We start from the raw sequence: 14,901 nt of genomic DNA on the forward strand, positions 1-14,901 counted from the left end.
TTCGTCTGGCCGGACTGCCGCGAGTGTGGCCGGCCCATGCTGTTCCTCGCGCATCTGCCCCTCGCCCAGGGGGTGATCGCGGTCTTCCTCTGCCAGAACGACCCGGGCATGTGCGACGACTGGGACGCCACCTCCGGTGCCAACCGCGTCTACGTGTGGGAAGGGCCGCTGTCGGCGGCCGCCGTTCCCGCCCAGGGTGAGACGCAGCTCGGTGCGGTGACCGCCCTGTGCCCCCGCCCCGCCGACACCCCGACCGCGGAGCCGGTGCTGGGACGGCTGGGTGGCGAACCCGACTGGATCCAAGGCGACGAGACTCCCGGCTGCCCCTCCTGCACCGCCCGTATGAGCTTCACGGCCGAACTCGAAGAGGGAGCCGACTTCGAGACCTCCGCCAACTTCGGCGGGGGTGGCCGCGGCTACGTCTTCCACTGCCGCCCCTGCGGCGAGGCCGCCTTCCTCTGGCAGCGCTGAAGGCCGCCTGCGAGCCCGTGGCGGACCGTGTTCCCAGCGGGTTCGCAGCGGGTCGGGGCTGGTTCACGTGTGTTCGGGGCCGGAGCCGGATCGCTGCGGCGCTGGCGGTACCCGAGGCGGTGCGGAGTCCCGTCGGACAGGCCCTAGCCCGGTAGCGCGGCGAGGAGTGTGCCGGCGGCGTCGTAGAGGGCCAGGCGGTCGCCGCCCGCGTCCCCGTCCGGGGCGGGCGGAGTGGTGGCGTACCAGACGCCCCAGCCGGGCGAGCCGGGGAGCTCCAGCAGGGTCGCGGACGTCCTGGTGCCGTCCGGGCCGGTGAGCTCCACGCGGGCGGCGCCCTTCGTGCCGTGGTAGACCCCCGAGTGGAACGTTCCCTTCTGGTCGCCTTCCGACTGGTGGCTGAGGCCCGGCTCGCCGAGGTCGATGTTGCCGTCGGTGACGCTGCGGAAGTTCTCGAAGCCGTCGGGGCCCGACCAGTGCTTGCCCTCGGCGGTCAGCCAGACCTTCCAGCCGCGTCCCGCGTCGACCCGCTCGCCGGCCGCCACCACCCTGGGCGGCACGGCCGGCGGCGACGCGGGCCGCGACGGGGACGGCGGGACGGTCGGGCCCGGCACGGGGGTGGCCGGGGCGGCCGGCGACGGGGACCGCGCCGGTGCCAGGACCTGCGTCAACGTGAGGGCCACCGCCGTCACGGCGAGGGCGCACCCCGTGGCCAGGGCCGCCGAGCGGCGCCGCAGGCGGGCGCGGCCGGCGCGTTCGATGGCCGCCAGCGGCACCGGGGCCGGGGTGATGTCGTGGGCGGTCTCCGTGAACACCACCCGGAGCCTGCGGGCGGCGGCCTCGGCGTCCGCCGGGGGTTCGGGGGTCATCGCTCTGCTCCCGGGGAGGCGTGGAGGTGGGGGTCGAGGACGGGGTGGGCGCGCAGCGCCTCCAGACCGCGCCGGGCGTGCGTCTTGACCGTGCCGACCGAGCAGCCGAGCACCTCCGCGATGTCCTGCTCGTTCAGGTCCTCCCAGTACCGCAGCACCATCACGGCCCGCTGCCGGGAGGAGAGGTCGGCGAGCGCCCGCATGAGCGCCGTCCGCTGGTCGATCGTGTCCGCGTGGCCGGCGTGGGCGTGGCGGGCCGCGTCGGGCAGCAACGGGGTCAGCAGGTGGACGACCCGTCTGCGGCGCAGGCGGCTGAGGTTGTTGTTGACCAGGGCGCGGCGCACGTACAGGTCGATCTGGTCGCGCGGCACCTTCCGCCACCGGCCGTAGAGCTTGGCGAGCGTCGTCTGCACCAGGTCCTCCGCCTCGTGGAAGTCACCGGTGAGGAGCTGGGCGGTGCGCACCAGGCGGGGCCAGGCGGCCGTGGCGAAGTCGGCGAAGTCGGTGGCCTCGGCGTCGGACCCGTGCGGCACGGTGCGGAACCTCGCGTTCGTACGGCGGTGGCGGTGGCGGTGGGCGATGGGGCTGGGCGATGGGGGTGGGCGGTTCGTGGCCGTGGGGTGTGTGGTCGGGGGCGGCTCGTGGCGGCGGTGGCGGGGTGGTCGGTGGCCGTGGGGTGCGGGGGCCGGCGTCCCGGGTGTCGCGTGGCAGGGCCCGCCCCGAACCGGGCCCTGCCACGGGTCGCGGGGGACGGGTCAGAAGTCCCAGGCGGGCAGCTCGGCGAGGAGCCGGCCCGAACGGTCGTACAGGGCCACGCCCGGGACGCCCTCGCCCGTCGACGGCGGTGTGTGCACGTACCAGGCGCCCCAGTCGGGGTTGCCGGGCAGCCGGACGAGGGACGCGGGGGTCCGCGTACCGTCGGCGGCGACGAGCTCGACGCGGGCGGCCTTCCTCGCGCCGTGGAACACGCCGGAGTGGAACGTTCCGGCGGGGTCGCCGTCCGTCTGGTGGCTGACGCCCGGCCGCGACCGGTCGATGTTGCCGTCGACGACGCTGCGGAAGTTCTCGAAGCCGTCCGGGTCCGACCAGTGCTTGCCCTGCGGGGTCAGCCACAGTGTGTAGCCGCGCCCGGTGTCGACGCGCTCACCCGACCGCACCGTGCGGATCGGGGACGTGGTGGCGCCCCGCTCGGCGGGTGCGGCCACGGCGCCCCGCTGCGGGACGGTCCGCTCGGCGGCGTACGCCCCCGTCGGCACGGCCGCCAGGACGGCGGCCACGGCGGCGGTCGCCGCGTACTGCTTCATCCGGGTCATGGATGCGGGTCTCCTCGGGAAGTGCGGGTGGACTCGACGGAGCGGCGCCTCTCCACCCGTATGAACTCCTCCCGGGGCGGACCCGGATGACACGGTGTCGGAAGTTTTTCCGACGGGATCGTGTCCGGTGGCCCGGCCCTTCGGGCTCAGGGCGCCGTGGGGCGGTCCTCCGCCAGGGCCCTGACGCCGTCGAGGGTGGCCGCCATGCCGGTACGCAGCTCGGCGAGGCGTGCGGCCACGATGTGCTCCTCGCGGTCCGGCGCCCGGTCGATGGCCAGGCTCACCCCGGACCGGGCGGGGCCCAGGCGCGTGCCGAGGCGCAGGCGGGTGCCGCCCCCGGGCGCGGGGGACAGGTCGAACCGCCAGGTCGCCAGCGGCCGGTCCGGGTCGGGCTCCCCGCCGCCGAAGCGGTCGTCGGGGTCGGTGACCGCCCAGGCGAACACCCGCTGCTCGACCAGCTCCACGACGTGCGCGTGGGTACGCCACGTGCCGACCAGCGGGTGGTCGTTGTGCCCCTCGAAGCGGGCCCCCACGGCCGGGGCGGTCGCCCCGTCCAGCCAGGCCGCGTACCGGAGTTCGGGGCTGAGGCGGGCGGGGAGGCCGATGTCGGTCACGAGCTCCCACACGCGCGCGGGGGGTGCGTCGATCGTGCTCTCGGCGGTCGCGGTCGGGCCGTCTGCGTAACGCATGGGGGGATCGTAGGCCGGGGGCCGGGCGCGGTCGGGGTCGGCGGCGGGGGCCGGGCGCGGTGCCGGGGACGGGCGGCGGCCGGGGGCGGTGCCGGCCCCGTCCGGGGTGACCCGCGGGTCGAGGGCCGGGTCCGGTGGCCGATCGGGGTCAGGGTCGTCCGGCGGGTGTGGCGACCTGTGCGCCGACGGGGGCTGCGGACGGAGCGGGGTCGTGGCCGGGGCGGTCAGCCGGTCGGCGTCCTCGGGCACGGGGACGGCGGCGAAGAGGCGTTCTGCTGCCCCTGGAGCTCCTTCTCCCGGGAGGGAGAACAGGACGCGGACGGCTCGGGTTGCGGTGGAGGGGCGCGGTGGGGCCGGTCGGAGGATTCTGGAAGGGAACCATCGGAGGTGATCCGCATGCACACACTCGTCGGATGGCACGTCGACATGGAGTTCCGCGAGGACGGCGACCGCACCCGGGCCGCCGCTCTGGTGCGGCTCGGTGACGGGACCGAGGTACGCGGGCACGGCCAGGCCCAGCGCCACCCCTCGGACTCCGGGCAGCTGCGGGTCGGCGAGGAGATCGCGGGCGCCCGCGCGCTGATGGACATCGCCACCCAGCTGCTCCAGAAGGCCCACGTGGAGATCGACGAGGCGAGGGGGAAGCCCTCACGGCCACTGATCTGAGCCGGGGAGGGTCGGGCGCGGGACGCCGGAGGGGGCGGCGCCGCGGCGCCGCCCCCCTCCGGTCCTGCCTCGTCAGAGGCGCTCGGGCGTCCGGATGCCCAGCAGTGCCATGCCCTGGCCCAGCGTGCGGGCGGTCAGGTCGCACAGGAACAGCCGGTTCTCGACCTGCTGCGGGGTGTCCGCCTTGAGGACCGGGCACTCCGAGTAGAACGACGTGTAGAGCGACGCCAGCTGGTACAGGTACGCGGCGAGCTTGTGCGGCTCGTACGTCTCCGCCACCTCGGCGAGCGTCTCGCCGAACCGGTCCAGGTGCAGGCCCAGCGCGCGCTCGGCCGGGGCCAGGGCGATCTCCGGGTGGGCGGCGGGCCGGGCCTCACCGGCCTTGCGGATGATCGACTTGATCCGGGCGTACGCGTACTGGAGGTAGACGGACGTGTCGCCGTTGAGCGACACCATCTGGTCCAGGTCGAACTTGTAGTCGCGGGACGCGGAGGTGGACAGGTCCGCGTACTTGATCGCGCCGATGCCGACCTGGGCGGCACGCTCGGCGATCTCGTCCTCGGTCAGCCGCTGGGCCTCGGGGACGTCCTCGTTCTTCTCGCGGACCACGGCCGCCGCCCGGTCGATCGCCTCGTCCAGCAGGTCGACCAGCCGGACGGTCTCGCCCTCACGGGTCTTGAACGGCTTGCCGTCCTTGCCGAGGACCGTGCCGAAGGCGAGCTGCACCGCGTGGGTCCGGTCGTTCAGCCAGCCCGCGCGGCGGGCCGTCTCGAACACCATCTTGAAGTGCAGCGACTGGCGGGCGTCCACGACGTACACCAGGGTGTCGGCGCCGAGCTTCTGCACGCGGTCGCGGATCGCCGACAGGTCGGTGGCCGCGTAGCCGTAGCCGCCGTTGGACTTCCGGACGATCAGGGGGACCGGGTTGCCGTCGGGGCCCTTCACGTCGTCGAAGAACACGCACAGGGCGCCCTCGGAGCGGACCGCGACGCCGGACTCCTCCAGCAGGCGGCACGTCTCGTCGAGCATGTCGTTGTACCCGGACTCGCCGACCACGTCCGGGTCGTCGATCTCCATGTCCAGCTTGTCGAAGACCGAGTAGAAGTAGATCTTCGACTCGTCGACGAACCGCTGCCAGAGCGCGAGGGTCTCCTCGTCGCCGGACTGGAGGGCCACCACACGGTCGCGGGAGCGGGCCTTGAACTCCTCGTCGGAGTCGAACAGGGCGCGGGCCGCCTTGTAGAGGCGGTTCAGGTTGGACATCGCCTCCTCGCCGGAGACGTCCGCGTCCTTGTGGTCCAGCTCGTGCGGGTGCTCGATCAGGTACTGGATGAGCATGCCGAACTGGGTGCCCCAGTCACCGATGTGGTGGCGGCGGACCACCTTCTCGCCCGCGAACTCCAGGATCTTGACCATGGCGTCGCCGATGACGGCGGAGCGCAGGTGCCCGACGTGCATCTCCTTCGCCACGTTCGGCTGGGCATAGTCGATCACCGTGGTGCCGGCCTTCCCGGCGTACGGGACGCCGAGGCGGTCGTCGGCGGCGCGGGCGGCGAGGGTCCCCGTGATCGCCGCGTCCGTGATGGTGATGTTGAGGAAGCCGGGGCCGGAGACCTCGATGTCCTTCAGGACGTCGTTCGCCGGGAGGGCCGCCACGACCTTCGTCGCCAGCTCGCGCGGGTTGCCCTTGAGCTTCTTGGCGAGGGCCAGGATGCCGTTGGCCTGGAAGTCGGCCCGGTCGCTTCGTCGCAGCAGCGGGTCGGCCGAACCGGCCTCCGGCAGGGCTGCCGAGAGGGCGTCCGCGAGGCACTGCTGCACGGTCGAAGCGAGGGAAGGGACCGAGGCCATGAGCTTCCGTTCCTGTGTCGGGGTCTGTGGGTGCCGGCCGCGCGGCGGCACGGCCGCGCGTGGTGCTTTTCCGGTTGTCAAGTGTCCCACGGCCGAGCAACCTCTTTCCCGGGACCGCTCCGAGGTCTCCGGGGCCTGTGGACAACCACGGGACCCGTCGTTCCGTCTGGGAGAATGGCGAGGGGCGACACCCCAGCGCCGGCCCCATCACCACCCGCAGAGAACCCGCAGAGAAACCAAGGACGTGCCGATCGTGGCTCAGAGCAGCACCGAGACCGACTGGGTCTCCCGTTTCGCGGACGAGGTCATCGCCGAGTCGGAGCGACGTGCGCCTGGCAAACCGGTCGTCGTCGCCTCCGGTCTGTCCCCGTCCGGCCCGATCCACCTCGGCAACCTCCGCGAGGTCATGACCCCGCACCTGGTCGCCGACGAGATCCGCCGCCGGGGGCACGAGGTCCGCCACCTGATCTCCTGGGACGACTACGACCGCTACCGCAAGGTCCCGGCCGGTGTCCCGGGCGTGGACGACTCCTGGGCCGAGCACATCGGCAAGCCGCTCACCTCCGTCCCGGCCCCCGCCGGCTCCCCGCACGAGAACTGGGCGGAGCACTTCAAGGCCGGGATGATCGAGTCGCTCGCCGAGCTGGGCGTCGAGTACGACGGGATCAGCCAGACCGAGATGTACACCTCGGGCGCCTACCGCGAGCAGATCCTGCACGCCATGGCGCACCGCGGCGACATCGACGCGATCCTCGACCGGTACCGGACGAAGGACAAGGCGACCGGCAAGCCGAAGAAGCAGCAGCAGAAGCCGGTCGACGAGGCCGAGCTGGAGGCCGCCGAGGGCTCCGGCGCGGCCGGCGAGGACGACGGCTCGGGCGGCGCCGGCGGCTACTTCCCGTACAAGCCGTACTGCGGTCGGTGCGGCAAGGACCTCACCACGGTCACCTCGTACGACGACGCGTCGACCGAGCTGGCGTACACCTGCGCCTGCGGCTTCGCCGAGACGGTCGAGCTGAGCTCCTTCGACCGCGGCAAGCTGGTCTGGAAGGTCGACTGGCCGATGCGCTGGGCCTACGAGGGCGTGATCTTCGAGCCGAGCGGCGTGGACCACTCCTCGCCGGGCTCGTCGTTCGTCGTCGGCGGGCAGATCGTCCGCGAGGTCTTCGACGGCGTCCAGCCGATCGGCCCCATGTACGCCTTCGTGGGGATCTCCGGCATGGCGAAGATGTCGTCCTCCAAGGGGGGCGTGCCGACCCCGGCGGACGCGCTGAAGATCATGGAGGCGCCGCTGCTGCGCTGGCTGTACGCGCGCCGCAAGCCCAACCAGTCCTTCAAGATCGCCTTCGACCAGGAGATCCAGCGGCTGTACGACGAGTGGGACAAGCTGGAGGCCAAGGTCGCCGACGGCACGGTCCTGCCGGCCGACGCCGCCGCGCACGCGCGGGCCGTCCGCACCGCGGCCGGTGAGCTGCCGCGCACGCCGCGCCCGCTGCCGTACCGCACGCTCGCCTCGGTCGTCGACATCACCGCCGGGCACGACGAGCAGACGCTGCGGATCCTCGGCGAGCTGGACCCGGCCGACCCGCTGACCTCGCTGGACGAGGCGCGTCCCCGGCTGGACCGCGCGGAGAACTGGATCTCCACGCAGGTCCCGGCCGACCAGCGCACCATCGTCCGCTCCGAGCCCGACACCGAGCTGCTCGGCTCGCTGGACGAGGAAGGGCGCGAGTCGCTCGCGCTGCTGCTGGAGGGCCTGGACAGCCACTGGTCGCTGGACGGGCTCACCACCCTCGTCTACGGCGTGCCGAAGGTGCGGGCCGGGCTCGACCCGGAGGCCAAGCCGACGCCTGAGCTGAAGGTCGCGCAGCGGACGTTCTTCGCGCTGCTGTACCGGCTCCTCGTCAGCCGGGACACCGGGCCGCGCCTGCCCACGCTGCTCCTCGCCGTGGGAGCCGACCGGGTGCGCAAGCTGCTCGGCGCCTGACGCGCCTGACCCCCGGGGCGGCCCGGCCGGGTGCCGGGACGGCCCGGGGCGCCCGGGCGCGGCTGCCCGCCCCCCGGCCGGCGCGGCGCCGTGCCCGTCCGGACGCGCGACGTCCCCGGGCCGTGGCGACCGTCGCGCGCAGGCGCGCACACATGAAGGGCCTCACCCTGCGGGGTGGGGCCCTCCGGCGTGCACTGCATCCTTCGGACGATCCCGGTTCGGCCCCCGGCAGGACGCGTGCGCGGGGGCGGCCGCGGGAGCGTGGAGCCATGAGGGAACTCGTGACACTGATCGGTTGGGTCGCCGGCATCCAGGGCGGCCTGGGCATCGCCGGGCGGTTCTTCGGCGACCACCCGTGGGGGCTGCTCCAGCAGTGGTGGGACGTCCCGACACCGGGGTACGTGGCGCTGGCCGTCGTCGGCGCGGTGCTCGCCGTCCACGGTGAGACCGCCGAGCTCCGCGCGCGCACCGGCCGCTGACCCGTGCGCCGGGCGGGCGTGCGGGCGTGGCGTGGGGCGGGTGCGCGCGACGGGGTGGGGCGCGGTCGGCAGGGCGGCGGCGCGTGGCGGGCGTGGGGCGGGCGCGGGGCGGGTTGGCGCGTCAGGCGGGTGTCTGGGGCGGGGTGGGCGCCCGCGGGACGTGGCCGCCGCGGGCTGCACGCCTCGGCCTCGGCTCCCGCGGTCGTGAGCGGGCGCGTCAGGCGGGTGTGGTGGGGCGGGACCGGCGCGTGGCGGGCGTGGGGCGGGCGCGGGGCGGGCGTGCGGCGGGGTGGGCGTCAGGCGGGTGCGTGGCGGGGCGGGCGCGTCACGCGATGTGCTCGGCTTCCAGCTCCGCCTGGTAGCGCGTCCGGAAGTCGGGCAGCCAGCGGCGCAGGAGCACCTGGCCTCGCGGGTGCCGGTGGCCGTACGCCTCGGCGATCTGCGCGTCGAGGACGTCGGCGTCCGGCCAGTCGCCGTGCCGACCGACGTACTCCCGGAACACCTCGTACGCGGCCCGGCCGAAGTCGTCGTCCTCCCCGTCGGACGCCCGGACCGGGCCGGGCGTCGTGGCCTCGCCGTGCGCCGGGCCCTCGGCGGGCGAGGGGGCGGCAGCCGCGTCGCGCGGCTCCTGGCGGGGGCCGGGGACGGGCGCGGGCTTCTCGACGTGCGCCGCCGGGTCGTAGGAGCCGGCGTAGGTGACGTCCTGGGGGAGCTTGGGCGCCGCGAACCACGGGCTTACATGGTTGACCGGCCCCGGGTCCTGCTCGGGCTGTTCGCCCTGCGGGGTCTGTGGGGTCTGCGTGGCCTGCGTCGCCTGCGTGGCCGTCTGCGGTCGCTCGGGCTGCTGCTCCTGCGGGTCCTGCTCGGGCTGCGGCTGCGGCTGCGGGTACCGCTCGGGCTGCGGGTCCTCTCCGTGCCCAGGGGCCGGGTGCTGCGGCTGGTGCTGCGGCTGCTGGTGGGGCTCCGCGTGCTGCGGCCGGGGCGATTGCGCCTCGGTGTGCTGCGGCTCGGTCGGCCGGGGCTCGGGCCGGGCGTCCTGCGGCTGCCGGCGGGGCTGCTCCGGTGTGGCGGTGCGCGGCAGCTCCGCCGCGGCGGCCGGTGCCGAACCGACCGCGGTCACCGCCCCCGGCGTCTCCTGATCGACCGTCATCACCGTGGGCTGGGGCGGCAGGAGCACCGGCTCGATGCCCGCCGCGGCCAGCCCCGCCGGGGCGGTCTCGGCCAGCGGTACGCCGTACTTCGCCAGGCGCAGCGGCATCAGCGACTCGACGGGCGCCTTGCGCCGCCAGCCGCGCCCGAAACGGGCCTGCAGGCGCGCCTGGTAGATCAGCCGGTCCTGCTCCAACTTGATGACCTGGTCGTACGAGCGCAGCTCCCACAGCTTCATCCGGCGCCACAGCCGGAAGGTGGGGACCGGCGAGAGCAGCCAGCGGGTGAGCCGTACACCCTCCATGTGCTTGTCGGCCGTGATGTCGGCGATGCGGCCCACGGCGTGCCGCGCCGCCTCGACGGCCACGACGAACAGCATCGGGATGACGGCGTGCATGCCGACGCCGAGCGGGTCGGGCCAGGCCGCCGCGCCGTTGAAGGCGATGGTGGCGGCGGTCAGCAGCCACGCCGTCTGGCGCAGCAGCGGGAAGGGGATGCGCAGCCAGGTCAGCAGCAGGTCGAGGGCGAGCAGGACGCAGATGCCGGCGTCGATGCCGATGGGGAAGACCAGCGAGAAGTCGCCGAAACCTTTCTGCTCGGCGAGTTCGCGCACTGCGGCGTAGGAGCCGGCGAAGCCGATGCCGGCGATGACCAGGGCGCCGGCGACGACGATACCGATCAGTACGCGGTGCATCCGTGTCAGCTGCATCGCGGCCACCCGCGGTCCCCTCCCCTGTTCCCCTGCTCGATCTTGCGGGCACAGCCTGGCATATGCGCACGGGATCCGGCGCTCCGGGGGGAGGCCGGATTCCGCCGACGGGCCGCCGAGCCGGTCACGGCGGTCGTCCGGCCGATCGTCACCCGGGCGTCGCGCCCGGCGACTCCGCCCCGGCGTCGCGCCACCCGCTGCCCCGGCATGGCGCCAGCCGCTGCCCGGCCACCGCGCCCCGCCCGTACGCGTGCCGGTCGCCGTGCGGAACACGTGCGGAGCGCGGGTGGGACCGCGTGCCGTCGTCATACCGGTCGGCGTGCGGAGCGAAGTGCCGGGGCCCCGGTGGACCCCGGCCGGTGGGCCGGGCCTACTTGTTGGCCGCGGCCACGGCGGCGACCGCGTCCTTGACCGCCTTGACCGTGCCCTCCATCAGCTCCCCGGCGGAGGGCGCGTCGGCGCCCGCGTACCCGGTGCCGTTGTAGGAGACGGTGATCACGGCGTTCTCCGTGCGGGCGACGATCACGCCGTACCGGAAGGTCTCGCCGGTCTTCTTGAGGGAGTAGCTGACGGCGCGGGCCTCGTTGCCGACGCCCGGGGCGGAGGAGGTGCGCACGTCGATCGCGCCCTCCGTCGCCTTCACCTCGGCGACCTTGGCCACGTACTTGTCCTGGGCCCGCTTCTCGCCGCTGCCGAGTGCCTGCTCCGAGTCGAAGCGGAGCAGCGAGACGTCCAGCCAGCGGTAGTTCGAACCCTCGACGCCCTTGTCCTCCAGGCCGTTCCACGAGCAGCTGCCGCGGCTGGCCACGTCGGTCGACTTGCCCGGCGTACCGGCCTTGGTCTTCACGTCCGGGACGAGCGCCTCCACCGTCTTCGCGGTGATCGCCTTGCAGGCGTCCGGCAGCTTCGCGAACTTCGCGGGCGCGACGCTCGGCGCGGGCGCGGGCGAGGAGGGCGCCGCGGAGGCGCCGGCGGCCGGCGAGGACGGCGACGCCGACGGGCCCGGGCCGGAGTCGTCCGACGAGCAGCCGGCGGCGACGAGCATCACCGGGACGGCGGCGCAGGCGAGTATGCGGGTGAGACGCGGGGCTGATCGGTGCATGGTTCCTTCAGTCGCTCTGTCGCTTGTCGTACGAGTCGGTCGTACCGGCCGGTCATACGGTCCGGTCGTACGGTCCGGGCGATCCGGCCCGGCCACGGTAGCCCGAGTCGGGGCCCGTACGGGGCCCGTCCGCGCACCGCGGCGGGCGGCCGGCTACCGGGCGGCGATGGGCCCGGCACCCCTCACTCGTCGAACCGCTCGGCCAGACGGCGCGCCAGGTCGCGCGCCTTTTCCTGCAGTTCCTCACTGTCCGGAACCTCCCCGACACGCATCGGCTGGGCCGCGTACCGGACCGTCACCACGACGTTCGATGTGCGGAACACCACGCTGATGGTCCGCTGCTGGGCGGCCGGTCCGGCCGGGGCGAGGACGTCGTGGAGGAACGCGGCGTCGCCGAGGTCGGCCAGCACCCGGGACGCGAGCCCCTCCGGCGGTGCGGAGGAGGCCGGCGCGGAGGAGGAGGCCGGGACGGAGGGCGCGCCGCCGGGGACGGGCGCGGCGGGAGAAACCGTCTGCGGCGCCTGGCCTGCGGCGGCCGTGCCGGGGGCGGCCGTGCCGGGGGCGGCGGGGGCGCCGGCCGGGGAGAGGGCGCTGCCGGCGGTACGGGCGGTGCCGCGGGCGCCGGGGGAGGACGAGGAGGTCGCGGAGGGCGCCGCGGTACCGGTGGTGCCCGTGGTGCCGGTGGCGCCCGCGGTGGGCGGGGCGGGGGTGGCCGGGGCGAGGCCGGCGGCCGACTCCTTGGTCGTGTACACCTCCTGTGCCCGCGTCTCGTCACTGACGGAGGGGTCGAAGGAGACGACGCGCTCGAAGTCGAGGGTGAGGTGGTGGATCGCGTCCGGCCCCTCCGCCTTCCAGGCGCACCCGGCACGCCGGTCCGTGTCGTAGGTGACGGCGGCCGTGCCGCGCAGGACGCGTTCGCGCTGCTCGGGGGTGAGCGTGGTGACGGCCGGCAGCATGTTCTGCAGGGTGCCGCGGCTGACGGCGCCGCACGGCTCGTAGAGGGTGCGGTAACGGCCGGGCTGCACGACCGTGCCGGCGGTCGTGCCGGCCTTGGCGTCGACGTCGGAGCCGTCCGACCCGGAACCGGAGTCGCAGCCGGCGAGGGTGGTCGCGCTGAGTGCCGCGAGGAGTGCGGCCAGGCCGGTTGCGTACGCCCTTCGCTGCACGGTCCGGGGCTCCCTTCCCTGCGGTCACGGTGAAAACGGCTTGCCGGTGTTCGGCGGCCGGTGGACACAATGTCTATCGCACGCACAGCCGTCGCTGCCGGTTTCCTGTCACTTGTGTGCACTCTGGCACCGGTTTTTGCGTTTTCTGACTTTCTCGGGGGATGGGGTAGGTATGTCGTACGTCGAAGTGCCCGGGGCGAAGGTGCCCATCCGGATGTGGACGGACCCGGCGTCCGTGGAGGACGGCGCGCTGCGGCAGCTGCGGAACACCGCCACGCTGCCGTGGATCAAGGGCCTCGCCGTCATGCCCGACGTGCACTACGGCAAGGGCGCCACGGTCGGCTCCGTGATCGCGATGCGCGACGCGGTGTGCCCGGCGGCGGTCGGGGTCGACATCGGCTGCGGCATGTCCGCCGTGCGGACGTCACTCACGGCGAACGACCTGCCGGGCGACCTGTCGCCGCTCCGGTCCGGCATCGAGCGGGCCATCCCGGTCGGCCGCGCCATGCACGACGAGATGGTCGACCCCGCGCGGGTCCACGGGGTCCCGGCCACCGGGTGGGACGACCTGTGGGCGCGCTTCGACGGCATCGCCGAGGAGGTCAGGTTCCGTCAGGAGCGGGCCGCCCGGCAGATGGGCACCCTCGGCGGCGGCAACCACTTCGTCGAGGTCTGCCTCGACACCACCGGTGCCGTGTGGCTGATGCTGCACTCCGGCTCCCGCAACATCGGCAAGGAGCTGGCCGAGCACCACATCGGCGTCGCACGGCGGCTGCCCCACAACCAGGACCTCGTCGACCGCGACCTCGCGGTGTTCGTCGCCGGCACGCCGGAGATGACCGCCTACCGCGGTGACCTGTTCTGGGCGCAGGAGTACGCCCGGCGCAACCGCACGCTCATGATGGGGCTCCTGAAGGACGTCGTCCGCAAGGAGTTCAAGAAGGCCGGCGTGACCTTCGAGCGCGAGATCTCCTGCCACCACAACTACGTGGCGGAGGAGCGGTACGACGGCATGGACCTGCTGGTCACCCGCAAGGGCGCCATCCGCGCGGGCAGCGGCGAGTACGGGATCATCCCGGGGTCGATGGGCACCGGCTCGTACATCGTGAAGGGGCTCGGCAACGAGAAGTCCTTCAACTCCGCCTCGCACGGGGCCGGCCGGCGCATGAGCCGGACCGCCGCGAAGCGCCGCTTCTCCACCCGGGACCTGGAGGAGCAGACGCGCGGGGTGGAGTGCCGCAAGGACTCCGGCGTCGTCGACGAGATCCCGGGCGCGTACAAGCCGATCGAGCAGGTCATCGACCAGCAGCGCGACCTGGTCGAGGTCGTGGCGAAGCTGAAGCAGGTCGTCTGCGTGAAGGGCTGACGCCCGTCCCCCCGCGGGGCCTGCCCCTGCCCCTGCCCGGCCGGGCACGGGCCCTGAGGGGGTGCGGGCCCCGGCCCGGCGTGGAACCTGCCCGAGGTGCGGTCCCCGCCGGAGCGGGGAACCTGCCTGGGTGTGCGCCCTGCCGAGGTGCGGGACCGGCCGGAGCGGGGGACCTGCCGGGGTGCGGGCCCCGCCGAGGTGCGGATGCCGCAGGGCGCCGATCCGGACCGGCGCTGATCCCGCCCGGCGCGGGCGCCGCCGGGCCCGTGCCGCCGCGGGCGGTCAGCGCTCCCGGTGGACCTTGGTGTTGGACGCCTGGGCGCGGGGGCGGACGACCAGCAGGTCGATGTTGACGTGCGGCGGGCGGGTCACGGCCCAGGTGATCGTGTCGGCCACGTCGTCGGCGGAGAGGGGGTCCGGGACGCCCTCGTAGACCTTCGCGGCCCGCTCCTCGTCACCACGGAACCGGGTCGTGGCGAACTCCTCCGTCTTCACCATGCCGGGGGCCACCTCGACGACGCGGACCGGGCTGCCGACGATCTCCAGGCGGAGGGTCTCGGCCAGGACGCGCGCGCCGTTCTTGGCGGCGACGTACCCTGCGCCGCCCTCGTACGTGGCGTGCCCGGCCGTCGAGGACACCACCACGACCGTGCCGCCATCGCCCGCGGTGAGCGCGGGCAGCAGCGCCTGGGTCACGTGCAGGGTCCCGATCACGTTGACCTCGTACATCCGCCGCCAGTCCTCGGGGTCCCCGGTGGCCACCGGGTCGGCGCCGAGGGCACCGCCCGCGTTGTTCACCAGGACGTCGCAGCGGTCGAGGGAGGCCGCGAAGGCGTCGACGGCCGGGCGGTCGGTGACGTCGAGCGCGTACGCCTCCGCCCGGTGCCCGGCGGCGGTGAGCTCGGCGGCCAGCGCCTCGATGCGGTCCCGGCGGCGGGCGGTCAGCACCACGTGGTGGCCGGCGGCCGCCAGTCGGCGTGCGGTCGCGGCGCCGATCCCGCTGCTGGCTCCGGTGACGACGGCGACGGGCTGGGCGGCGGCGGTCATGGTCGGCGTGCTCCTCGGGCCGGTACGGGGCGGTGGGCGCCAG

The 14,901-nt window shown here is 74.4% G+C and carries 14 protein-coding genes; 5 read left to right on the plus strand and 9 right to left on the minus strand.

The genetic code is table 11. From position 1 onward, the window contains the following. Window positions 1-36 precede the first annotated feature (36 nt). On the plus strand, window positions 37-471 hold the full coding sequence (locus NRO40_RS17165) for a hypothetical protein (protein ID WP_232791212.1): 435 nt from the start codon (window positions 37-39) through the stop codon (window positions 469-471). A 143-nt stretch (window positions 472-614) separates the two neighbouring features. Here the strand turns inward: NRO40_RS17165 and NRO40_RS17170 are convergent, their stop codons facing one another. The 4 genes from NRO40_RS17170 to NRO40_RS17185 all read right to left on the minus strand — a co-directional run bounded on the left by NRO40_RS17170 (window position 615) and on the right by NRO40_RS17185 (window position 3,339). After that, window positions 615-1,337 (minus strand): hypothetical protein, encoded by a 723-nt coding sequence (locus NRO40_RS17170; protein WP_058944257.1) that lies wholly within the window; start codon window positions 1,335-1,337, stop codon window positions 615-617. Then, a complete protein-coding gene (locus NRO40_RS17175; protein ID WP_058944256.1) occupies window positions 1,334-1,870 on the minus strand; it encodes a SigE family RNA polymerase sigma factor in 537 nt (178 codons plus the stop codon). The genes NRO40_RS17170 and NRO40_RS17175 overlap by 4 nt, the downstream gene beginning before the upstream one ends. Window positions 1,871-2,092: 222 nt before the next feature. Then, window positions 2,093-2,650: a hypothetical protein gene (locus NRO40_RS17180; protein WP_058944255.1), complete on the minus strand. Its 558-nt coding sequence runs from the start codon at window positions 2,648-2,650 to the stop codon at window positions 2,093-2,095. 146 nt (window positions 2,651-2,796) lie between these two features. Next, entirely contained in the window at window positions 2,797-3,339 is a 543-nt protein-coding gene (locus NRO40_RS17185; protein ID WP_058944281.1) for an SRPBCC family protein, read from the minus strand. Window positions 3,340-3,735: 396 nt separating this feature from the next. On the opposite strand from NRO40_RS17185, the gene NRO40_RS17190 reads away from it, so the two are divergent. Then, window positions 3,736-4,005, plus strand: a complete 270-nt coding sequence (locus NRO40_RS17190; protein WP_228983566.1) for a DUF1876 domain-containing protein — start codon at window positions 3,736-3,738, stop codon at window positions 4,003-4,005. 72 nt (window positions 4,006-4,077) lie between these two features. Here NRO40_RS17190 and argS read toward each other — a convergent pair whose 3' ends face one another. After that, window positions 4,078-5,853 (minus strand): arginine--tRNA ligase, encoded by a 1,776-nt coding sequence (gene argS / locus NRO40_RS17195; RefSeq protein ID WP_058944254.1) that lies wholly within the window; start codon window positions 5,851-5,853, stop codon window positions 4,078-4,080. Between the two features lie 244 nt (window positions 5,854-6,097). Here argS and lysS point away from each other — a divergent pair, with 244 nt between their 5' ends. Both lysS and NRO40_RS17205 read left to right on the plus strand, forming a co-directional pair. Continuing rightward, window positions 6,098-7,840 carry a lysine--tRNA ligase gene (gene lysS / locus NRO40_RS17200; protein ID WP_058945525.1) on the plus strand — a complete coding sequence of 581 codons (1,743 nt, stop codon included), beginning with the start codon at window positions 6,098-6,100 and terminating at the stop codon, window positions 7,838-7,840. Between the two features lie 269 nt (window positions 7,841-8,109). Beyond that, the gene (locus NRO40_RS17205; protein WP_058945526.1) at window positions 8,110-8,319 is read left to right on the plus strand and encodes a hypothetical protein; all 210 of its coding nucleotides are present in this window, start codon (window positions 8,110-8,112) and stop codon (window positions 8,317-8,319) included. Window positions 8,320-8,644: 325 nt separating this feature from the next. Here NRO40_RS17205 and NRO40_RS17210 read toward each other — a convergent pair whose 3' ends face one another. The 3 genes from NRO40_RS17210 to NRO40_RS17220 all read right to left on the minus strand — a co-directional run bounded on the left by NRO40_RS17210 (window position 8,645) and on the right by NRO40_RS17220 (window position 12,445). Next, complete coding sequence (locus NRO40_RS17210; protein ID WP_058945105.1) at window positions 8,645-10,186, minus strand: DUF2637 domain-containing protein; 1,542 nt, start codon at window positions 10,184-10,186, stop codon at window positions 8,645-8,647. A gap of 361 nt (window positions 10,187-10,547) precedes the next feature. After that, window positions 10,548-11,279 (minus strand): DUF3558 family protein, encoded by a 732-nt coding sequence (locus NRO40_RS17215; RefSeq protein WP_058945104.1) that lies wholly within the window; start codon window positions 11,277-11,279, stop codon window positions 10,548-10,550. A 182-nt stretch (window positions 11,280-11,461) separates the two neighbouring features. After that, a complete protein-coding gene (locus NRO40_RS17220) occupies window positions 11,462-12,445 on the minus strand; it encodes a hypothetical protein (RefSeq protein WP_058945103.1) in 984 nt (327 codons plus the stop codon). 172 nt (window positions 12,446-12,617) lie between these two features. Between NRO40_RS17220 and NRO40_RS17225 the strand changes: the two genes are divergently transcribed. Further along, complete coding sequence (locus NRO40_RS17225; protein WP_058945102.1) at window positions 12,618-13,811, plus strand: RtcB family protein; 1,194 nt, start codon at window positions 12,618-12,620, stop codon at window positions 13,809-13,811. 282 nt (window positions 13,812-14,093) lie between these two features. On the opposite strand, the gene NRO40_RS17230 is transcribed toward NRO40_RS17225, so the two are convergent. Beyond that, complete coding sequence (locus NRO40_RS17230; RefSeq protein WP_058945101.1) at window positions 14,094-14,858, minus strand: SDR family NAD(P)-dependent oxidoreductase; 765 nt, start codon at window positions 14,856-14,858, stop codon at window positions 14,094-14,096. Between the last annotated feature and the right edge of the window lie 43 nt (window positions 14,859-14,901).

This window comes from Streptomyces changanensis (assembly GCF_024600715.1).
Classification (GTDB): domain Bacteria; phylum Actinomycetota; class Actinomycetes; order Streptomycetales; family Streptomycetaceae; genus Streptomyces; species Streptomyces changanensis.